The organism is Microbacterium sp. (assembly GCF_049661145.1).
In the GTDB taxonomy this organism is placed as follows: Bacteria; Actinomycetota; Actinomycetes; order Actinomycetales; family Microbacteriaceae; genus Microbacterium.
The window spans coordinates 1-20,017 of record NZ_JBASZT010000068.1 but is presented as its reverse complement, the minus strand read 5'-3'; the positions used below and the strand labels follow the sequence as shown (position 1 = coordinate 20,017).

Sequence of the window (20,017 nt, the reverse complement as noted above, 5' to 3'; positions counted from 1 at the left end):
CTTCGGGGGACGGCGTCGATCGCGTTTCAGCCGAGAGGCACGAGCTCGATGACCCGCACTTCCAGCGGCTCGAGTACGGCGGACACCGTGAGCGGCCCGGAGTCGGAGATCTCGATGTCTTCGACGACCAGCTGGGGTACTGAGACCTGCCGGATGTAGTCGACGGTCATGGCGTCGATTGCCGGCGCCCCCATCCTGATCCACGTGTCGAAGGCTGATCCGTGCTCGCTGTTGATGATTTCCTCGCGCAGCCGATATCGGCCGGCGGGCAGTGACGTGAACTCCACGGAGAAGTCCATCCGACCCACTTCGGAGAACGGCGCGTACCGTTCGAGGTAGGTCATGTCGTAGCGCTGGCCCGATGCGAAGAGATGCCCGAAATGCTCGTAGTTGTAGAGGTAAAGCTGCAGGCCACGTGTTCCCGCGCAGATGAAGTAGCCCTCCCCCGACGCGAGAAGACGTTCCCCCGCTCTGCTGAGGGACTTGAAGAAGTAGTAGTGCGGCTTCTTCACCCCGTTGTAGGTGAGCAGTCCGAGCCCTCCGTGGAACATGTCGGCGCTGGGCTGCAGCTCCTCCATGAAATCGGTGAGCGCCCAGTATCCGAACGACTCGAGCGCGTCGTAGTTCTCGAGGAGGTTCTTCGCGAGGTAGCAGCTCTTGAACGTTGTGTCGTTGAGGAGGTCCCGATGCGACACGGTGAGGTTCCACTCGGTCATGTAGACCGGAATGTGCAGTCCCCGATCATTCAGCAGGAGATCGAGTTGCTTGAGCGTCTTGTGGAAGGTGTCCTGGTCGCGGTTGAGCCGTGTCGACGAGGGGGCACCCGGCTTGTGCTCGGGGAGCGATTCCCAGGCGAAATCATTGTCATAGAAGTGGATCGTGAGGAAGTCGGGGCGACAGCCGTTGGCGTCGGCGAAGTCGAGGAAGGCCTGAAGCCAATCCTTGTTCTGGGCGTAGGTGACGAGCATCGCCGGGCTTCCGAACCGGATGTTCTTGCCGAATCGACGCACCGTGTCGAAGGTCGCCTTGTAGAACGCGTGGAACTCGGCGTCGTCTTCGAACCCGAACAGCGTCGGGCCGGTGTCGGGCTCGTTCCACACGCTGAACATCCATGAGGCGACCTCGTCGAGCGAGTATCGCTCGACGACGTGTGCGAGGAACGCGTTCACGAGGTCCACCCAGCGCTCCAGCTGCCGCGGCGGACTCACGTTGAACGGGGAGGAGTACACGGTCCGATCGGGGACGGAAGCGAGCCCCTGCGGCATGAAGGACAGTTCGACGAAAGGACGGAGCCCGATAGACAGCAGGTAGTCGATCACCTTGTCGACGAGGAGGAAGCTGTACACCGGGTTGCCGAGGTCGTCCTCTCGATACACATGCATGTCATCCCCGAACAACCCGTGGAATTTCACGAACTCGAAACCGACGTCGCGCTGCCACTCGGAAAGCATCGCGCGGACGTCTTCGTAAAGGAGCTCTTTCGCTCGCCCGACCGTCGTCACCCGCCGATACGTGTGTCGAAGCGGCGTGCCTTTTGCGGATGCGTCGATCGCACTGAGTGCGACGATCCTCGTCAGCGGGACCGTGTCGACGGCCATATCGTCTGAGGGCACCTCGCCCGGGGGGAGGTAGGCGGCGAGAACCCCGAGAGGCGTGTCCGCCGCGTGGTCGACCACCGTCGATCGAGGCTGCCGATGTGCGCGATCTTCCCGCTCCGACCGCCGGTACTGACTCGGGAGGACATCGAATCGCTCTTTGAAGAGTTTGACGAAAGCTCTGGGATCGCGGAATCCGTTGCGGCGTGCGATCGATTCGACGCTCTCGTCGCTCGTCACGAGGTCATCGACCGCCCGCTCGAGCCTGAGCGCGTTGTAGTAAGAGGAGAAAGTGGTGCCGACATGCTCCTTGAAGAAGGCCGACAGGTACGGACCTGACAGATGCTCGTGCTGCGCCACCTTTGCGAGCGTGAGCGATTCCGCGTAGTGATCATCGATGTACCGCAGCAGGGCGCGGAGGCGCTCGCGGTGCTTCTGCGTCGCCGCCGACACCTCTCCGGTCATCGCGGAGTGTCGACGAGTGAGCTCGTCGAGCAGGGCGTAGATGAGCGATGCCGTCTTGAAACGGTTCTGCTCCCCGTCGCTGCTGTTGAGTTTCACGATCCGCGCCAGGAGGTGGGCGAGGGGCCTCACGGCGATCGCACCTCCCGAAGGTGCGGAGTTGATACGGAAAACCGTGTCGTCCGAGTTCTCGATGAGACGTCGCAGATCGAGCCTCAACACGACCATCTGCACGGCCGGCCGCGGCAGGATTTCGAACATCGAGCCCGAGTTGACCAAGAAGACGCCCTCGGCCTCGAGCACGGTCTCCTCGTCGTCGTCGACGATCAGGTCGGCCCGCCCCTGCGTCACGAACATGAGTTGCGCCTCGTCACGACGTGATGGTGCGACTGCTTCGTCAGACTCGACGAGCATCACTCGGGCAGGCAGCGCACGGGCGAGCGCGACCAGCTCGCTTTCCGTATACACAAGCGCCTCCGCTCGCCGCGGTCAGACCGCGAGATGCTCCAGAACATCTTCAACTTTATCGATGCGCCACGTCACGTCCGGATGCTGGGCGGCGTCACCGAGTCCGAAGCAGGGAAATCCTCCGTCATGGGCGGCGGCGATCCCGGCCCCGGCATCCTCGACGACCACGCACTGCGCCGGCTGCAGCGCGAGGAACTGCGCCGCCATGAGGAACACTTCCGGATCGGGTTTACTGCGTGTGACGTTTTCGCCGTCGGACACCGCATCGAAGCTCTCGCGCAGTCCGGTGCGCTCCAGGATCATCTTGGCGTTCTTGCTCGACGAACCGACGGCCAGCCGCAGCCCCCGTCTGCGCAGTTCCGCCAGGGTCTCCCGGACCGCGGGGTCGACATCCGCCGGCGAGAGCTGCCCGAGCAGGCGACGGTAGATCGCGTTCTTCTCGTCGGCGAGCACCGCCTTTTCCGTCGCCGACACCTCGGGGCCACCGAGCGCCAGGATGATGTCGAGACTGTCCTCCCGGGACACTCCCCGAAGCCGGTCGTTGTCCTCACGCGTGAACGGAATCCCCAGCCGCTTCGCGATCTGGGACCACGCGTGGAAGTGCAGCTCGTCGGTGTGGATGAGCACGCCGTCCAGGTCGAAGATCACACCGCGCGGGTCGCTCACAGACGGGTGTCCCATCGTCCGACGAACGCGTCCACCGGGGAGGTGCCGGTGAACTCCGCCTCGCCTTGAAGCTTCGCGATGACGGCGTCGAGCACCTCCGGCGAGGAGCCGTACGTGTTGACGTAGGTACGCACGCGGGGGGCGTCCAGCAGATGGTAGGGGTTCTCGAGGGAGACGAAGACAGTGGGCACGGCGGGGATGTAGGCGGGGACATCCGCGCCCATCGGTTCGGCCCATTCGATGCGAACGACGGTCTGATTCGACTTCGTGGACAGGTTGGCGACGTAGAGGATGAGGTCCTGATGGTCGATGACGTCGGCTGTGGGCGCGGCCATCCCTTCCCAGCCGCCGCCGGGGACGAACCGCGTCACGTCGTGTCCTGCCTCCTGCAGCTTCGTGACGAGGGCGTCCACGACACCGGCCTTGGCTCCTTGACCGATGGCGCTCCCGCCGGCGTCGATCGCGTAGACGAGGACGCGCGGGTATCTCGCGGCGGTGATCGGCAGGACGCCGGGCTCTTCTTTCACCAGGGTGATCGATTCGTCCGCGACGCGGGCCGCGATCGCCGCATTCGCAGGTCGCCCGATCTCGCTATGCGGCGCGTCGGGGATCGGGACCTCGCGATGGAGGCCGAGCGAGGCCTTGAGCGCAAGGATGCGCGTCACGGCGTCGTCGAGCCGACTCTGGGAGAGGACACCGTTCGCCACCCCCTCGCGCATGAACTCGAAGTCCTCCTCGAGGTTCTTCGTGAAGAGGAACATGTCGCAGCCGGCGGCGATCACTCGGGGCACGGCCTCGCGGCGAGGAAGGACGGTGGCCATCCCCGCCATCGTCGTCGAATCCGACACGATCAGGCCGTTGAATCCGAGGCGATCGCGCAAGAGGTCGTTGAGGAGTTCCTCGGCGACCAGTCCAGGCATGATGTCGCGGTCCGCGATCGACGGGCGCAGCGCGCGGCTGTACTCGGGGAGCATGATGTGGCCCACCATGACGGTCTTCGCTCCGGCCTCGATGGACCGGCGGTACACGACGCCGAAGCTCTGATCCCACTCGTCGACGGACATGGTGTTGACCGAGGCCAGCAGGTGTTGATCGCGCTCGTCCACGCCGTCACCCGGGAAGTGCTTGACGGATGCCGCGACCCCCTCAGACTGGAGCGCCTCGACGTACGCGGCTCCGAAGGCAGCGACCTTCTCCGCATCCGCGCCGAAGGTACGGGTGTTCGTGATCGGGTTGCGGAAGTTCAGGTCGATGTCGACGACCGGGGTGAATGCCCAGTTGATTCCGGCCGCGCGTGCTTCGCGCGCGATGACTCCGGCGGCCTCTCGAACCCGGTCGACGGAATCGGTAGCGGCGATCGCCATGTTGGACCCGACGTGCGTCGCGCCTATGAGAGTCTGGTCGGCACCTCCCTCGAGGTTCGCCGAGATCAGCAGCGGCACATCGCTGGTCTGCTGGAGTGTCGCGACCGCTTCAGTCGCCTCATCGATGCCCATCGTGCGGAGCATGACCCCACCCACGTGGAGTCCCCGCGTGAGGTAACCGAGATAGCCCGGGTCATTGGTGTAGGTGATGAGGCAGAACAGCTGTCCGATCTTCTCTTCCGTCGTCATCCGCCCCCGGGTCTCGTGGACCCAGGAGACGGCGTCATCGTCGAGGGAGAAGGGGGATGCGGTGAGGTCGATCATGCGTGGTGTCCTCCCAGACGCACGGCGTCGGCGGTGGGCTTGTCGTCGCTGGACGGCTCCAGCGGTTCGGGGTCGGTCGGGCGCTTCCGACCGGTGAGGATGCGCAGCCATGCCTTGAGGGTCTCTTCGTTGCTCAAGAAGATGAGGAAGAGGACGAGGAGCAGTGCCGTCGTGATCGATTGCGCACTGCTGGTGAGTCCCAGGGCGGTGTAGGAGAGGGAGATCACCGTGGTAGCGAAGGCGCCGAGGAGGTATCCCAGCTTGTCGTTGGAGAACCTGCCGATGTAGCCGCCGATGAACATCGGCAGGAACGCCGTGAACATGATGCCCATGGTCCCGAAGTTGAGGGTGCCGGCTGCCACGTAGCCGATCTGGGAGGCGAGGATGAGACCGACGCCGCTCATGAGGAGGCCGCTCGCGGCGTAGGTGCCGATCGCGTTGAGTCGTTCCTTCGCGCCGGATGCGACGGCGGCGTTCTGGCCGGTGATCAGCGCACGGTAGTCGAAACCGAATCTGCTGCGGTCGAATGCGATGTAGACGAAGGCGAGGGCCGCGCCGATGACGAGGAGCATGTTTAGGGGGCTCTTCGAGAACGCCGTGAGGTCGTCGCGGAGCATGAAGCTCACATTCGCTCCACCGCTGATCGTGAATGCGACGCCCTCGTACAGCAGGGTGATCCCCAGCGAGAGCACGAGTGGCGAAATGCGCAGCAGAACGTAGAGCAGTCCGGAAATCGTCCCCAGCACAATTCCGGCGACGAGGGTGACGACAGCCATCGTGGCGAATCCGCCGCCGGTGGCGAGGGTTGTCGTGGTCCCGATCACCGCGGACAGCGTCGCCATCGAGCCCAGCGAGAAGTCGAACCTGCCGCTGTTGAGGTTGATGGCGAGTGCCATCGCTGTGAGGAAGGTGATCGCCATTCCTCGGGTGAGAAGCAGGACGCTGTCTCCCGTCGAGAACAGGGAGACCCCGTTGAATGCGCACAGCGCGGTGACGATGGCGAACACTCCGACCGGAATGATCAGCGTTCCCGTCGCCCGTCGCATGAAGCTGCCCATCAGTGGTGCCTCCCTGTCCTCTCTGGTCCGTTGTGTCGTCAGCCGACGAGGTCGGCGAAGGTGTACTTGCTCACGAAGTCCGCGAAGTCTTCGTAGGTCGCGTCGGTACCGATGAACGGCTCGAGGGAAGCCTTGTCGTAGACCGGGGCGTCGATCGTGTCGGCGTCGAGGATCTGCTGGAACTCGTCGGCGGAGGTCGCGACCCAGTAGCCCTGGGCGAGGGCAAGCGCCGAGTCACCGTCGCGGAACGGCTTGCCTTCGACTGCGCTCAGGGTCGCCGCGAAGATGGGACCGTTGATCGAGGTGAACTTGCCTGCGAGGTAGGTCAGCGTGCCCGCCTCCATCGCCTTGAGGTTGTCCTCGGTGTAGGCGTCGATGTCGCCGATCTGGATGTCGGTGCCGGCCACGGCCGCGCCGGCGACGGCGAATCCGGTTCCGGCGGCGAGGATGACGTCGGGGTCTGCCGCGACGAGGTTCGCCTGTGCGGCCTGCCATGCCGGGTCACCGAAGTCCCAGGCGGCGAAGTAGCCGTCGAGCGAGTAGACGTCGGAGGAGAAGTCGGCCGGGTTGATCGTGCCGTCCTGATAGATCTTGCCGACGATCGCCCCAGCGTCCTTGAGACCGCCGTAGGTCGTCGACGGCTCCTCGGCCAGCGCGGCGAGCATTCCCGCGACGCGGTAGACGTGCATGTCGAGGCGGTAGGGAACACCGGCGCCGAAGATGCCGAACGACGTGTCACCCTGTTCGACGTAGTACTTGGCCATGTCGTAGCCGGCCTGCTGCTCGATCTCGAGGCTCGGGCCGATGGCGCCGACGTAGTACTCGTAATCCTTGTACGTGTCGTAGTCGTCAGCGCTCAGCGTGCCGGTGCCGACTGCGTAGTAGATACCGGCGTCCTCGGCCATATCGATCTGCGTGGGCCGGTCGGCCGAGGCGAACGAGATGACGGCCTGGTAGTTGTTGGCGATGAAGCCTTCCATCGCCGACTTCTCCGCTTCGGCGTCGGCGAGCTCGTCGGAGTAGACGAAGTTGACGTCGAAGTTCTCGGCGATGTAGTCCAGGTAGTAGTCCTTGAAGCCGAGCGCCTCGGACGAGGTCGCGTCGGAGACGAGGACGCCGATGGTGACGTCGCCGCCCGCTGATCCGCTCTCACTTCCGGATGCGGCGCCACTGCACCCGGTGAGTGCGAGCGCGACTGCCGCCGCTGTTGCGATGCCTGCTGTGGCCTTGCGTGTGATTCTCATGGGATTCCCTTCGTTGGGTGGTTGTGCGGATCGGTGCGGTCGCGCGTCAGCGCGGAAGCACCTTTCCGCGGTATCCGGCGGTGGCGAACCACACGACCGCCAGGAAGAGGACGGCTCGCACGATCTGAGCGATGCCGCTGCCTGCTGCGGTGGTGGACAGCAGCGTGGTCAGGGTCTGGGTGAGCAGCGCCATCGACAGTCCACCGATGAGGGCTGCGTAGATACGGCTGCGTGCGCCGCCCGCGATCGGCATTCCACCGAACACCATGGCGACGAGGATGTTCATCCCGATGTCGGCGGCGCTCTGCGTGGTGAGCGTCGGCGTGCGCAGGATGGTGAGGAAGGCGCCGAGCCCGACCGCGAGTCCGGCGATGGCGAATGCGATGATCGCCGTCTTCTTCATCGACATGCCGGTGAGTCGTGCGGTGATGGGGTTGCCGCCGATCAATTTTTCGGTGCGGCCGAGGCGCGTGAAGTTGAACAGGAAGATGCAGAGCGCTACGAAGAGTCCGGCGACGAGGAGCTTCATCTCCAGCGTGTCGTGTTCGCGGGCGAACGAACTGGCGATCTTGATCTGCGCCCCGCCGGTGGTTTGGACGAGGGCGACGGCGACGGCGCCGAGCACCGACAGCATCGCCACTGTCGTGACGAACACCGGAAGGTTGAAGACCGCGGCCAGCGTCGCGCTGATGAGCGACGTGGTGACGGCGGTGGCCACACACGCGAGCAGGAGGAGCCAGATACTCCCCGTCGCGTTGAAGACCAGACCTCCGGTCATCGCCGCCACCAGGGTCGATGCGCCGAGGCTGATGTCGAAGGATCCCATCGCGAAGATGAAGATCGCGCCGGTGGCGATGACGATGATGATCACCGATTGGTTGATCACTGTCTCGATGCTGTAGGCCATGTTGACGCCGCGCGCACTTCCGACGGCGACGAAGGCGACCGCGAGGATGATGAGCCCGAGGATGGGTGCGAGCTCGGCGAAAACCTTGCCCCACCGCGCCTTGGATGCGGCTTTCGGATCCTGTGCCCGCGCGGTGCGCGTCGTGCTCAGATCATGCATTCGATGATCTCCATCTCGTTGAGGTCGGCGCTGCGTTCGAACTCCCGCGCCACCCGGCCGTCCTTCATGACGAGCAAGCGATCGCTCATCCCCATGAGCTCGGTCATCTCCTCGGAGATGATCACGATCGCTTTGCCCTCGTTCTTCAGCTGGGTCATCAGCTGGTACATCGCCTGCTTCACGCCCACGTCGACACCGCGGGTGGGGCAGTCGAGGATGAGGACCTCGGTACCGCAGGCGATCCACTTCCCGAAGACGACCTTCTGCTTGTTGCCTCCCGACAGCGTGCCGACGATCTGCGACGGTCCGGTGGCCTTGATCTCGAGCTGCTCCATCGGCGTGGTCACGTACCGCGTCTCGGCGCGCTTCGTGACGATGCCGCCCTTGCCCTTTCCGATGATCCGAAGCCCCGCGCTCGCGATGTTGTCGCGGATGTCGGCATTGAGGCTCAGCGACTCGGTGTCGCGATCCTTGGACACGTAGCCGAGCTTGGCCTTCACGGCGCGCTGCTCACTGGTGATGCGGCGGCCGCGCGAGACGACCTCGCCGGCCCCGAGCGGGAGTGCGCCGAACAGGGCTTTGCCCAGTTCGTGCATGCCACAGTGGCTGAGCCCGCCGATTCCGAGGATCTCGCCGCCGCGCACCGCGAGGGAGACGTCCTTGACCTTGTCACCCGCGGTCAGCCTGCGCGCCTCGAGGTAGACCTCGTCGCCGGCCGAGGGCGTCGAGTCGGCGCGGTAGTAGTCGCCTTCGAGGGCCCGACCGATCATCGATGCGCGGATGGCATCCTCGTCGAACTCCGCCTTGTCGAAGGTGCGGATGATGTCGCCGTCGCGGAGGACGGTGAGACGGTCGCAGACCGACATGATCTCGTCGAGGTCGTGGGAGATGAAGACGACCGACCCGCGGGTCGCCTGCTCCTTGAGCAGCCCGTAGAGGAGGTCGCGCCCTTCCTGCGACAGCGCCGTCGTCGTCTCGTCGACGATCACGATCTTCGGGTTGTGGCGCATGACGCGCGCGATCTCGACGAGCTTGCGGGCCTGGAAATCGAGGGACATCGTCGGCTGGCCCGGGTCGATGGAGGTGACACCGACCTTCTCGAGGGCGTCGCGGCCGGCGCGGTGCATGGCTGCGCGGTTGACGATGCCGAAGCGCGTGAACTGGGCGGTCTCGCCGAGGAAGAGGTTTTCTGCGACGGTCACACCGGGGACCGTTCCGCTCTCCTGCACGATCATCCCGATCCCGCCGGCGAGCGCCTCGTTGACCGTCGCGGGAGCCCACGGTTCGCCACGGAAGGTGACGGTGCCGGAATCGGCCTTCTGCTGACCGGCGACGATGGAGGTCATCGTGGACTTCCCGGAGCCGTTCTCGCCGATGAGACCGTGGATCTCACCGTCGCGGAGCTCGAAGTCGACGCTGCCCAGGGCGCGCACGACGCCGAAAGATTTCGACATGCTCGACACGTTCAGAACGACGTCGTTCGACATTGCACAGCCTCTCTGCTGATCGGGGTGATTCGGGTGTTGCGTTGTGATTCCATCCTTCGTCGCACCGCGCGGTCCGACCACGGGCGTCGTTACCGGAAACGCGGGAGACCGTTCAGGTCTCGGACCGCTTTCGCGCGCATCGGCTTGTGAGGCGGAATACCGATGTGAGCGACGGCCCCGACAGGAATATTAAGAAAATGAGGTTCGCCGCAGGTCCGGCTCTATTCGTTCATATGCGATGGCCTGACCACAGAGATGGAACACGTGCGGAAGCACGCGAAAGAGGAGGGGCATCGCACCGGGTTCCGATGCGATGCCCCTCCGAAGTTCGAGTGTCAGTCGTGTGTCACGACGATCTGCGTCGGCTCGAGCTGCACCGCCCAGCCCTCGATCGTCCCGGAGTTCTCGAACTCCTCGATCTGCAGGATCTGGCGACCACGGGTGACCGAGTGCGGCAGCGACGTCGCGATGAACGCGCACAGTGTGAGCCACGCATTCTCCTCGAACGCGATGCCCGCGAAGACCAGGACGTTGGCATCGACGACTTCACGAGTGTTCGCGGCGGCACGCGGTGAGGCAGCGCCGACCGCTCGGGCGCCGTTGACCTTGTTGGCCGCGACGATTCCGGCGTCGGCCTCGTCGACGACGAGGATGCCGAATGCGTCCTCCCCGGCATCCTGATCGAGCACGACGCTCGATCCGACGCGGATCGCGAATGTCGGGTAGTCATCGCCCGGGTCGAGTACCTCGGCGCCGTGCCAGACGACGTCGTACCCCGCCGCGATCGCTCGGGCCTCGAGCGCACGACCGAGTTCGTAGCCGCCGTGGTCGGCGGCGAAGTGAAGACGAGCCATATTCTCTCTCCTCTGCTCGGGTCCGTCACACCGGCGGTGCGACGAACAGGCCCTTGTCGATGTCGTTGAAGGACTCTCTCGCGATGAGCTCGCTCATCTGCGCCGCGGTCCCCCACTGGTCCTGCGTCGACACCTGGGAGATGTCGAGCCGGTGCGGCTCCCACGTCGCTTCGTCGAGGACGGCGAGCTCCGTCGTGTACTCGATCGTGTTGCCGGCGGGACTGAGGAAGTAGGCGAACGTGTTGTCGCCCGCGTTGTGACGACCAGGCCCCCAGATCATCCGGGCACCGGAGCGCAGAATCTTGCCCGCCCCACGCATCCACTCCTCGATGCCGCGCATCTCGAAGGACAGGTGGTGGAGAGAGTGATGCGGCCCCATGGCCAGGGCGAGCGAGTGGTGGGTTTCGTTGCACCGCATGAAGTGCATCATGTCCACCCCGTCGGGCCGGACCAACGAATCGGAGATCGTGAAGTCCAGGTGATCGATGTACCACTGCGCGGTGCGATTGAGGTCTGCCGAGTTGAACACGACGTGGGAGAGCTTCGCGGGAATCGGCTCCCGCTCCCGGATCTTGCGGGCCTCGCGCGTCTCGTATCCCGTCGAGAACTCCAGCACACGACCATCGCCGTCGAAAACGCGGAACCCGTACCCGCCTCCGAACCCCGTCAACGGTCGCGGTTCGTGCACGAACTCGACGCCCTCGGCCCTGAGCTTGTCGGCAAGCGCGTGGAGGTCTTCGGTGGTGGCGGTGGCGAATGCAGCGAGGTCGACGCGCTTCTCGTCTCGGCGCAGACGGAGGATGAACGGCTCACTCGAGCCCTCAGCTGCAAAGTAGGTCACATCGTCCGCGCTGTGGACGACCGTCAGCCCCCAGTGCTTGGCGAAGAAATCGCGCTCCTCCTCATAGTTCGGAACCGCGAGCGCGGCATACCGAAGGTGCGAGACCAGACGTTCAGTCATCTTCGACTCTCTTTCTGCGGGAGACGCGACCGTTGCGCCTCCGTCGTTTACACCCTCAGCCAGCTTGCATCATCGGGCAACCGGATATGCCCGATCACGGCTATCAGCTGAGCTGATGGAGCGCTACGTCGTCAGCGCACGGCTTGGTTGGGAAGCGGGCGATGCGCGTACGGGATCGCGCCCGTCGCGGAGACGCCGACCGCAAGTCGCCCGATCCGTTCGATCTCCAGCACGATCTGGTCTCCATCACTCAGCGACCCGACGCCCGCTGGCGTCCCGGACGCGATTACGTCGCCGGGCCACAACGTCATCACGCCGCTCGCGTAGGCGACGAGCTGCGCGACGTCGAAGATCATCTCCGCCGTGGAGACGCTCTGGCGATGCTGGTCGCCTACCCAGCAGTCGAGCTGGAGCGCATCGGGGTCGCCGACTTCGTCGGGTGTCACGATCCAGGGCCCGATGGGAGTGAAGGTGTCGAATGACTTTCGCGTCGATCGGTCTTCGGTCGAGCGCACACTGATGTCGATCACGCCCGTGTACCCCGCGACGTGCGAGAGCGCCTCTCCCCTGGCGATGTTCGTGGCTGTTCGACCGATGACGATGCCGAGCTCGCCCTCTTGATCGGTGCGTTTGTCCGAGTAGGGCAGGCGAACGGTCCCGGCCGGCCGCAGGATCGAACTCGTCGCTTTGAGGAATACGCCGTATTCGGCGATCGTCTTCTGCTCCGACATCTCGACCTGGTGATCGACGTAGTTGACGGGTGCGGCGATGAGCTTTCCGGGACGCGGAAGCGGAGCATCCAGCGCGACCTCCGCCAGCGGCAGCCGTGGCTGACGCTCCTGATCCAAGGCGGCAACCCCGGTGAAGTCTCCGTAGACGGCGAGCCAGTCGCTCCACGCGCCGGCGGGGCTCGCGGCCGGAAGGAGGTCGGTGACGTCGACGATGTGATCGCCGTCGACGATGCCGGCGCGGTGACCGTTGAACAGTGCGAGTTTCATGGGTGTGTCCAGTTCGTGGGTGGTTCCGTGGTGTCAGATGTGCGCTGGGATCGCGGCGTAGAGCCAATCGATGTGGCGGAAGTCGTCGAGCGCGCGGCCTCGCAACATCTCGTTTCGCGCGCGTGCCGCGGCGCCCGTGCGGTGGCACAGCTCGCCGAACGCCCGGGCGGTCGTCTGGACTTCAGCCGTCCGCGAGGCGCGCTCCGAGGTGAATGCTTCGCCGATCTCCGTCGCCGGAGCGGTACGGGCTAGGCGCCCGAGCGCGTCGGCGTCCTCAAGCGCCTGACAGCAGCCTTGAGCGAGGTACTGCAGCATGGGGTGGGCGGCGTCGCCCATCAGCAGCAGGCGACCGCTCGACCACTCGGCCGTGGGCAGGCGATCGTATAGCGGCCAGCGACGCTGCTTGCCGACGAAGTCCAGCGCCCGGCGCACGGTCGGATGGCAGTCGCCGAATCGGGCGTCGAGTTCGTCCGCGCCGCCGTAGTCGGATTCGCCGCGCGCGAAGCCGTCGCTGCGGAATACGAGGACGTTGTTGAGAAGTTCGCCACGGCGCAATGGATACTGGACGAGGTGGCCCTCGGGCCCCATCCACACCACGACGTCGTTCGAGATCTCCTCGACCTCTGACGACGCGATGGTGCCGCGATAGGCGACGTATCCCGAGTTGATCGGTTCGTCGGCGACAAGGCGGTCTCTGAGCTCCGAGCGCAGCCCATCAGCGCCGATGACCACGTCCGCGACGAACGTGTGTCCGTCTCGCGCACGGGCAGAGCCGCTCTCGCTATCCACCTCGACGATCTCCGTGTCAGTGTGCAGTTCGACGTTCAGTCGTCGCGCCTCCGCGAGAAGAATCGAATGCAGATCGGTGCGGTGGATCACGCAATACGGTGCGCCGTAGCGCTGGACGAACTCGTCGCCGAGGGGGATACGCGTCAGTTCCTCATCCGTCAGTGCGTCTTTCGCGATCAGGTTCTCTGGAAAGACGGCGACGTCGCGGATAGCGCTCTCGAGTCCCCACTCGAAGAGGAGTCGAGTCGCATTCGGCCCGAGCTGGAGGCCGGCTCCGACTTCGCCGAACTCGCTCGCCCTCTCCACGAGGACTACGGACACTCCCGTTCGTCGCAGAGTGACAGCCGTTGCAAGGCCGCCGATCCCACCCCCCACGATCAAGGCTGTGGCGAATGCAGGTACGTCATTGTCGTGCGTCATCACCCGGCAATGGTCGTCCGCCGGTCTCGCTGCCGTCGTAGGATTCCTCTATGCGGAACGACCCACTCCCGCGTCCGCCCTCCAACGGTGTCGAGTCACTCGACCGCGGGCTTCGTTTGCTGCAACTGCTCCGAGACGATGGGAGCGTGCGCGTGTCAGATGCCGCGACCCACCTCGGTACCGCCCGCTCCACCGCGCATCGCCTGCTCAGCACACTGGTCTATCGAGGCTTCGCCTTCATCGACGAAGACCACGTCTACCGCCCCGGCCCGTCAATGGATGCGGGCGCGGCACGGCTGGCCTGGACGAAGGAACTTCGCCAACTGTGCCATCCGCATCTGGTCCTCCTCTCGCGTCGGGCTGGACAGTCCGCCAACCTCATGGTGCGCACGGGCGTGCGCGTGCGTTTTCTGGAGACGGTTGAAGGATCCCATCCTCGCCGGACGCGCGACCGACAGGGGATTGTGATGCCCGCATCGCGCGCATCCGGCGGGAAGGCACTGTTGGCGGCGTGTTCGGATCGGGCGGTCGCCCAGCTCTTCCAGAGCGCGCCGGAAGAGGACCGTCTCGTGGGCGATCAGCTATCCGCGCTGCTGCGAGAACTCGAATCCGTGCGGCACCGCGGGCACGCGATCAACTCCGGCGGAACCGAACGAGACGTCGCCGCGGTCGGGGCGACGGTCAACTCGCTCGACGGGGCAGCCATCGGCGCGATTTCCGTATCCGTTCAGTCCGACCTCTTCGAACCTCTCCTCCAGCAACGATTGGTCGAGCTGGTGCAGACGACCAGCCACGAGATCAGTCGTGACCTCGCGATCAGCGACCTCCACGCCGACTCCGACACATTCCGCTGACCGGAATCCGCCGCCGATATCGCCCGCGTCGACTTAGCGTCGAATGGCGTCCGTCACCCACCGACGAGGAGCCATCAATGACGATCGACAACGGCATCGACACCCCCCACTCCGACCCGTCGCTTCCGGAGCCATCTGCGGAGCTCGACCGGTTGTATGCCGACTTCGCGCGGAACAGCACGGCGCCGCTGTGGACGCAGACAAACGACCTCATGCCCTTCACCCCGATGCCGTCTGCTATCCCGTTCGTGTGGCGTTGGGCTGAGCTATTGGACATCGCCAAACGATCCGGCGACCTGGTGCCCGTCGGACGGGGCGGCGAGAGGCGCGCGATCGGCCTCGCAAATCCGGGGCTGGCGCCGACGGCATACGCGACTCCGACGTTGTGGTGCGCCATCCAGTGGCTCGGTGGTCACGAGACCGCACCAGAGCACCGCCATGCACAGAACGCGTTCCGCTTCGTGGTGGAAGGCGAGGGGGTGTGGACCGTGGTCAACGGTGATCCCGTGGCGATGCGCCGAGGAGATCTGCTTCTCACTCCGGGGTGGCATTTCCACGGACACCACAACGACACGGCCGAGCCGATGGCGTGGATCGATGGACTGGACGTCCCCTTCGCCCACGACATGGACTTCGGGTTCTTCGAGTTCGGTTCGGAACGGGTGACCGACGAGGCCTCGCCGGAGATCTCGCGTAGCGAGCGACTGTGGGCGCATCCGGGAGTGACACCGCTGTCCGGCCACGGCCCGCGATCGAGCACGCCGCTCGGAGCCTACCGATGGGAAGCGACGGATGCTGCGCTGCGCAACCAGCTCGAACTCGAGGACGAGGGCTACCCCGCGACGGTCGAGCAGGGACACGCGGCGATCAAGTACACGAACCCGACCAACGGCGGGGACGTCCTGCCGACGATTCGTTGCGAGTTCCACCGTCTGCGGGAGGGCGCGTCCACGGCGATACGTCACGAAGTCGGATCTTCGGTGTGGCAGGTCTTCGAAGGTCGTGGCGCGGTGATCCTCGCCGGCGAACGGCATCTGCTGGAAAAGGGAGACCTCTTCGTGATCCCTTCCTGGGTGCCGTGGTCGCTCGAGGCGGAGTCGTCGTTCGATCTCTTCCGCTTCAGCGATGCGCCGATCGTCGAGAAGCTCAACTTCGCGCGCACCTTCCTCCCGCCCGCGCGATGACCGCAATGTCCGCATCCGCTGCTATCGGCGCCCCCGTCGAGAGGCTTCTCGAGGCTCGCCGCGGAACGGCTTACTTCTCCCGGATCCTCAACGACACCGCCGACGACCGTCTCGAGCGCGAGCACAATGCCGCAGAGAGTGTCGCGCGTGTCGCCCTGCAAGCGCGCGCCATGGCCGAGTTCCTTGAGGCGGTACGCACCGCGACGTCCTACCGACCCCGCGCCTCACTCCACGACGAGGAAGCCGTTCGGTTCACGGCGACCCTGTCTCCGACAGCGCTGCGCAATCTCCACGCACATGCCGTCGTCCACCTCAATGTCGAGTGGCGGGATCTTCCCGCCGCACTTTGGAGCATCGGCGCCGGCGGTTGGAGCGAGGACCTGCGCACTCCTGAAACTCTTGTAGACGAGCGTCGCGCGCAGGTGTGGCTGTCCGCGCTCGCCCTGGATCCGCTGGGCCGCACGGCAGCGCTGCCACGCGATCTCCTCGAGTGAGCCGCTGAGCCCACGCGCCCCGACGGAAATCGGTGGACCGACGGCATCCGCTCCATCGCCGTCGGCATCGCCGGCAACCGATCCCTCACCACCGGCCACCCGGTCGACATCACCGACCTCGACATCCCCCGGCTGGAGTGAGCTGTCACGTGCTTCGGCGAGCCGTGGCAGCCTTGGTGCTGTCGCAGCCCGCGGCGGTCACACTTCGCCGATGACCTGACCCAGCTGCAGATAGATCTCACTGACCGCGGGCGCGTTGACCCGGTACCGCACCCATTGCCCGCGCGTGGCGACCTCGCGTGGAGGGTCGGCGACCACGAGCTCGTGCTCGATCAGTTTGACGAGCGCCTTGGATACTGTCGGCGGAATGATGTCGAGCGCCGCCGCGATCTCTGCGCGGGTGGAGTCGGGGTGTTCACGCAGGTAGCCGATGATCATGGCTCTGACCCTGTTGCCGAGAGCGTCGATGGGATCCTCCGCGTGTTCGCTGTTCACGGGGCGGGTGTATCGAGGCACGGGACCATTGTCCCCCGTACCGGGTGCGCTCGTCCAGCAAAGTGGATAATTTAGGGCTACACATCCGAAGTGTAGCGCTGTAGTATCCACTCATGTCAACAGCCAGCGCCCCTCGCACCGCACTCCGCGGCGGGGCCACGCTGTCCCCCGAATGGCCTACAGACTGGGTTTCTTCCCGGTCGTATGGTTTTTCTCCTACCGCGTCTGGGATCTCGAGAGTTATCCACAGACGTGCCGATCTGTCATGCGCCATCGCTGGTGCCGTGGCTAGCATCGGGCCCCATCACGACGGAAGCGGCCGGGTTCAGTGGCGGCGCGACGGTAGGGAGGACTCGAGATGATGTCTCGACAGGGTCCACGCCGCGCCGGTCTCGTATGGGCGGTCGTCGGCGGCATAGTCCTTCTGGCCGGCATCGTCGCATTGATCGTGAACATGGCGATCGGTAGCCCCTCACCCGCCCCGACGACTCCTGGAAATGGCGCGACGACTCCCTCATCGGGGACGCCATCCCCGAGCCCGGTTGAGTCGGACGGTGCCGTTGTGGATTCTTCGGTCTCGGAGTCGGGGTGGGTTCCCGAGCCGGTGACGACAGACACGGACGAGTATGTGCGTGCCGCGTTGTCGGCGGTGACCACAGTGGACACGACGCTGTCGTCTCGGGATGGGTGGGTGGGGTATCTCGACACCTGGTTCACTCCGGACACGCGATACAACGAGTCGGACCGTGCCGCACGCATGAAGGCAGCGCAGTTGGAGTTGCGGCAGGCGGTGGTGTTTCCGCAGGAGATGTGGGATCAGATGGCGTCGCAGGCGGGGCGTGTGGCGGGGTCTGTTCCGGGGGATGTGGTGTTGTCGGCGGTGCCGGAGGACGTGTCGGGAGACATGCGTATCGGGACCGCGGATGTGGAGATGGTGTTCACGCAGACGGACGGTTCTGGGGCCGAGTCGTCGTACACGGAGCAGGTGCGCGTGAGCGTGCAGGTGCTGTGTGGTCCGGAGTCGGTGCCGGCTCCGGATTCTCCCCAGCAGGCTGGGGACTGCAAGGTGGTGCGGTACTTCACGGAGCCTGTGGAGGGCTGAGATGGGAGCCCCGGCCGCAGTCACTGCCCTCGCGAATACGAGGACCGGCCGGAAAGCAGTCACCGCGGTGCTGCTGTGCCTCGCCCTGCTGTGCGCTCTGATCCTCGCGCCGCTCGTCATGGTCCCGCTCGCCCTCGCGGGCTCAGCGACCACCGATCTCACGGTCAAAGCGGCGGGGACGGATGCGGCCCTGCCGACGGTGGTGGGCGACTGGGGGTATCCGCTGGCGGGGGCGTACTCGACGGGTCGCGGGTTCGGGTATCACCCGGTGAAGGACTGCGCGATCTGCCCCGCGAATCACTTCGGGTACGACATGGACCAGCCCTGCGGCGCCCCGATCTATGCGGCCGGTCCCGGCCGGGTGATCAACGCCGGCCCGATGCCGGGATGGGGCAACACCGTCCGCATCGACCACGGCGGCGGAGTCGTCACCCTCTACGGCCATATGCAGTGGGACTCGCTGCTGGTCGGCGTCGGTCAACAGGTGACCGCCGGGACCGCCCTCGGGCTGGAGGGGTCGACCGGCAAATCGTCGGGCTGTCACCTGCATTACGAGGTGCAAGTGCGTGGGGTCGCGATCGACCCCGAACCGTTCATGGCCGCCCTCGGCCTCCCCCTGAGATAGGAGATCCCATGTTCCATTCGATCCATCCGCTGGATGTCGACGTCCCCGACATCGATCCCGACTTCGGCGCCCCGTGGCTCCAGGGCGTGCAAGTGATCGCCTCGTACGTTCTCGCTACCGCGCTGATCGTGCTGCTGATCATGCTGATCCTCGCCGGCTGCTCGCTCGCGTTTCGCGGTCTCGCGTCTGATCGGATGCGGACATGGGCGGGCGAGAACATCATGTGGATCTTCATCGCCTGCGCGGTCGTCGGCGCCGCATCCGGCCTGTTCCAGTGGTTCGTCAACTTCGACTTCGGATTCTGATGAACACCCGGCGCGCCACCCTCCTCGTCGGGATCCTGCTCGGCCTGCTGGCCGGCATCGGCGCGCCTACCCCCACTCACGCCGCCGAACCCGCGTCGCCCCGTCCGGCCGCAGTCGACGTCACCGGTCAGAGCTGGTCCGCACCCACGTACCCCGTCGTCTGCCGCGAAACCAGCAAACAGATCACCTGCACACCAACTGATCCCGCGCAGGTCAAACCCCAGCGCTGCTTCCTCTGGGTGATGTACGAGGGAGCGAGCACAACCGTTTGCACGACATTCGAGGGCCACACGTCCGCCCTGAAATCCGCGGGCGGCACCGAGGCGTTTGTCGCCTACGGCTGCAGCCTCGGTGACGTCGTGTGTGTGACGTTCGAGAACGCCGGTCGTGGGATGGCGTTGGCGGCGATGGGAATGATGTTCACGGTCGCGGACGCGATGAGATTCGATACGTCGACGACCTTGTGGTCGGCGGCCGTGGGTGAGTGGTCGTTCTGGAACTGGGCGGTGCTGATCGTGCTGTTCATTGCAATGGTCTGGGCAGTCACGGCCGCCGTCATTTCCGGTGATCGGTCCGAGGTGGTCGGCGCGGTCGTGCGTTGCTTCATCGCGATCCCTGCCGTCCCGCTCACCCTGTGGGTGACGGGGCATGTGCTCAACAGCGTTGACGAGTTGACCTGGTACGTGATGAATCGTGAGGGCCCGTGGGAGTTGTTCGCGACGCTGCAGAAGGTGATGTGGGCGGGCGGGTCGGCGAACTACTTCTTCGGGTTCCTGATCCACGGGCTGCTGATGGTCTCGATGCTGCTGCTGATGCTGGTGTTCGCGTTCCGCAACATCGTGCTGGCCGCGCTGATCATGGTCGGCCCGGTCGCGTGGATGATCTTCCCCGTCCGCGGTATCGGCCCGCAGTGGGTGGTCCGGTACGTGTCCGCCGTCGTTGTCCTCCTGCTGACCGGACCGTTGACGATCGGGTTTGTCACTTTGATCGTGAATGGGTTGGCGGGGGTGTCGACGATCTGGGATCCGCAGTCCTGGCCGCTGCTGGTGGGGCTCGTGCTGGTCGCGTTCGCGCCGTTCGCGATCCTCGGCCTGTTCAGCTTCGTCGGCGCGGTCGCCGCCGACGGCGTCGGATCCAGCGCCCTCAGCCACGCCGGTCGGATGGCGCGCAGCGGCGGCCGCACTGCGATCGCGATCCCCACC

General features: G+C 65.4%; 19 protein-coding genes. 7 read left to right on the top strand and 12 right to left on the bottom strand.

Annotated elements, in window-relative coordinates:
• Positions 1-26: 26 nt before the first annotated feature.
• The 11 genes from WBP48_RS03125 to WBP48_RS03075 all read right to left on the bottom strand — a co-directional run bounded on the left by WBP48_RS03125 (position 27) and on the right by WBP48_RS03075 (position 13,756).
• A complete protein-coding gene (locus WBP48_RS03125) occupies positions 27-2,525 on the bottom strand; it encodes a GH39 family glycosyl hydrolase (protein WP_424435946.1) in 2,499 nt (832 codons plus the stop codon).
• 21 nt (positions 2,526-2,546) lie between these two features.
• Positions 2,547-3,191: a beta-phosphoglucomutase gene (gene pgmB / locus WBP48_RS03120; protein ID WP_424435943.1), complete on the bottom strand. Its 645-nt coding sequence runs from the start codon at positions 3,189-3,191 to the stop codon at positions 2,547-2,549.
• Positions 3,188-4,879 carry a glycoside hydrolase family 3 protein gene (locus tag WBP48_RS03115; RefSeq protein ID WP_424435940.1) on the bottom strand — a complete coding sequence of 564 codons (1,692 nt, stop codon included), beginning with the start codon at positions 4,877-4,879 and terminating at the stop codon, positions 3,188-3,190. The genes pgmB and WBP48_RS03115 overlap by 4 nt, the downstream gene beginning before the upstream one ends.
• On the bottom strand, positions 4,876-5,937 hold the full coding sequence (locus WBP48_RS03110; protein WP_424435937.1) for an ABC transporter permease: 1,062 nt from the start codon (positions 5,935-5,937) through the stop codon (positions 4,876-4,878). Before WBP48_RS03110 ends, WBP48_RS03115 begins: the two co-directional genes overlap by 4 nt.
• A 38-nt stretch (positions 5,938-5,975) precedes the next feature.
• On the bottom strand, positions 5,976-7,181 hold the full coding sequence (locus WBP48_RS03105) for a hypothetical protein (protein WP_424435934.1): 1,206 nt from the start codon (positions 7,179-7,181) through the stop codon (positions 5,976-5,978).
• Positions 7,182-7,227: 46 nt separating this feature from the next.
• Positions 7,228-8,247: an ABC transporter permease gene (locus WBP48_RS03100; protein WP_424435931.1), complete on the bottom strand. Its 1,020-nt coding sequence runs from the start codon at positions 8,245-8,247 to the stop codon at positions 7,228-7,230.
• A complete protein-coding gene (locus tag WBP48_RS03095; protein WP_424435928.1) occupies positions 8,235-9,734 on the bottom strand; it encodes a sugar ABC transporter ATP-binding protein in 1,500 nt (499 codons plus the stop codon). Before WBP48_RS03095 ends, WBP48_RS03100 begins: the two co-directional genes overlap by 13 nt.
• 335 nt (positions 9,735-10,069) lie before the next feature.
• On the bottom strand, positions 10,070-10,588 hold the full coding sequence (locus tag WBP48_RS03090) for an RpiB/LacA/LacB family sugar-phosphate isomerase (RefSeq protein ID WP_424435925.1): 519 nt from the start codon (positions 10,586-10,588) through the stop codon (positions 10,070-10,072).
• Positions 10,589-10,613: 25 nt separating this feature from the next.
• A complete protein-coding gene (locus WBP48_RS03085; RefSeq protein WP_424435922.1) occupies positions 10,614-11,549 on the bottom strand; it encodes a VOC family protein in 936 nt (311 codons plus the stop codon).
• Between the two features lie 131 nt (positions 11,550-11,680).
• A complete protein-coding gene (locus WBP48_RS03080) occupies positions 11,681-12,547 on the bottom strand; it encodes a fumarylacetoacetate hydrolase family protein (RefSeq protein ID WP_424435919.1) in 867 nt (288 codons plus the stop codon).
• A gap of 33 nt (positions 12,548-12,580) precedes the next feature.
• Positions 12,581-13,756, bottom strand: a complete 1,176-nt coding sequence (locus WBP48_RS03075) for an FAD-dependent monooxygenase (protein ID WP_424436025.1) — start codon at positions 13,754-13,756, stop codon at positions 12,581-12,583.
• 50 nt (positions 13,757-13,806) lie between these two features.
• Here WBP48_RS03075 and WBP48_RS03070 point away from each other — a divergent pair, with 50 nt between their 5' ends.
• From WBP48_RS03070 to WBP48_RS03060, 3 genes are all read left to right on the top strand, one after another.
• Positions 13,807-14,610: an IclR family transcriptional regulator gene (locus WBP48_RS03070; RefSeq protein ID WP_424435916.1), complete on the top strand. Its 804-nt coding sequence runs from the start codon at positions 13,807-13,809 to the stop codon at positions 14,608-14,610.
• Between the two features lie 77 nt (positions 14,611-14,687).
• The gene (locus tag WBP48_RS03065; protein WP_424435913.1) at positions 14,688-15,794 is read left to right on the top strand and encodes a cupin domain-containing protein; all 1,107 of its coding nucleotides are present in this window, start codon (positions 14,688-14,690) and stop codon (positions 15,792-15,794) included.
• On the top strand, positions 15,791-16,288 hold the full coding sequence (locus tag WBP48_RS03060) for a hypothetical protein (RefSeq protein WP_424435910.1): 498 nt from the start codon (positions 15,791-15,793) through the stop codon (positions 16,286-16,288). The genes WBP48_RS03065 and WBP48_RS03060 overlap by 4 nt, the downstream gene beginning before the upstream one ends.
• Positions 16,289-16,486: 198 nt before the next feature.
• Here WBP48_RS03060 and WBP48_RS03055 read toward each other — a convergent pair whose 3' ends face one another.
• A complete protein-coding gene (locus tag WBP48_RS03055) occupies positions 16,487-16,783 on the bottom strand; it encodes a helix-turn-helix domain-containing protein (RefSeq protein ID WP_424435907.1) in 297 nt (98 codons plus the stop codon).
• 562 nt (positions 16,784-17,345) lie between these two features.
• Here WBP48_RS03055 and WBP48_RS03050 point away from each other — a divergent pair.
• From WBP48_RS03050 to WBP48_RS03035, 4 genes are all read left to right on the top strand, one after another.
• Positions 17,346-17,885, top strand: a complete 540-nt coding sequence (locus WBP48_RS03050; protein ID WP_424435904.1) for a hypothetical protein — start codon at positions 17,346-17,348, stop codon at positions 17,883-17,885.
• Between the two features lie 67 nt (positions 17,886-17,952).
• Positions 17,953-18,510, top strand: a complete 558-nt coding sequence (locus WBP48_RS03045; protein ID WP_424435901.1) for a M23 family metallopeptidase — start codon at positions 17,953-17,955, stop codon at positions 18,508-18,510.
• Between the two features lie 8 nt (positions 18,511-18,518).
• Positions 18,519-18,815, top strand: a complete 297-nt coding sequence (locus tag WBP48_RS03040) for a hypothetical protein (RefSeq protein WP_424435898.1) — start codon at positions 18,519-18,521, stop codon at positions 18,813-18,815.
• On the top strand, positions 18,815-20,017 hold a 1,203-nt coding region (locus WBP48_RS03035; RefSeq protein ID WP_424435895.1), incomplete at its 3' end, for a hypothetical protein. The genes WBP48_RS03040 and WBP48_RS03035, both read left to right, overlap by 1 nt.

Excerpts from the sequence above, each read along its gene's own strand:
- WBP48_RS03115 (WP_424435940.1), bottom strand. The coding sequence starts at position 4,879 with ATGATCGACCTCACCGCATCCCCCTTCTCCCTCGACGATGACGCCGTC.
- WBP48_RS03110 (WP_424435937.1), bottom strand. The coding sequence starts at position 5,937 with ATGGGCAGCTTCATGCGACGGGCGACGGGAACGCTGATCATTCCGGTC.
- WBP48_RS03105 (WP_424435934.1), bottom strand. The coding sequence starts at position 7,181 with ATGAGAATCACACGCAAGGCCACAGCAGGCATCGCAACAGCGGCGGCA.
- WBP48_RS03100 (WP_424435931.1), bottom strand. The coding sequence starts at position 8,247 with ATGCATGATCTGAGCACGACGCGCACCGCGCGGGCACAGGATCCGAAA.
- WBP48_RS03095 (WP_424435928.1), bottom strand. The coding sequence starts at position 9,734 with ATGTCGAACGACGTCGTTCTGAACGTGTCGAGCATGTCGAAATCTTTC.
- WBP48_RS03090 (WP_424435925.1), bottom strand. The coding sequence starts at position 10,588 with ATGGCTCGTCTTCACTTCGCCGCCGACCACGGCGGCTACGAACTCGGT.
- WBP48_RS03085 (WP_424435922.1), bottom strand. The coding sequence starts at position 11,549 with ATGACTGAACGTCTGGTCTCGCACCTTCGGTATGCCGCGCTCGCGGTT.
- WBP48_RS03080 (WP_424435919.1), bottom strand. The coding sequence starts at position 12,547 with ATGAAACTCGCACTGTTCAACGGTCACCGCGCCGGCATCGTCGACGGC.
- WBP48_RS03075 (WP_424436025.1), bottom strand. The coding sequence starts at position 13,756 with ATGACGCACGACAATGACGTACCTGCATTCGCCACAGCCTTGATCGTG.
- WBP48_RS03070 (WP_424435916.1), top strand. The coding sequence starts at position 13,807 with ATGCGGAACGACCCACTCCCGCGTCCGCCCTCCAACGGTGTCGAGTCA.
- WBP48_RS03065 (WP_424435913.1), top strand. The coding sequence starts at position 14,688 with ATGACGATCGACAACGGCATCGACACCCCCCACTCCGACCCGTCGCTT.
- WBP48_RS03060 (WP_424435910.1), top strand. The coding sequence starts at position 15,791 with ATGACCGCAATGTCCGCATCCGCTGCTATCGGCGCCCCCGTCGAGAGG.
- WBP48_RS03040 (WP_424435898.1), top strand. The coding sequence starts at position 18,519 with ATGTTCCATTCGATCCATCCGCTGGATGTCGACGTCCCCGACATCGAT.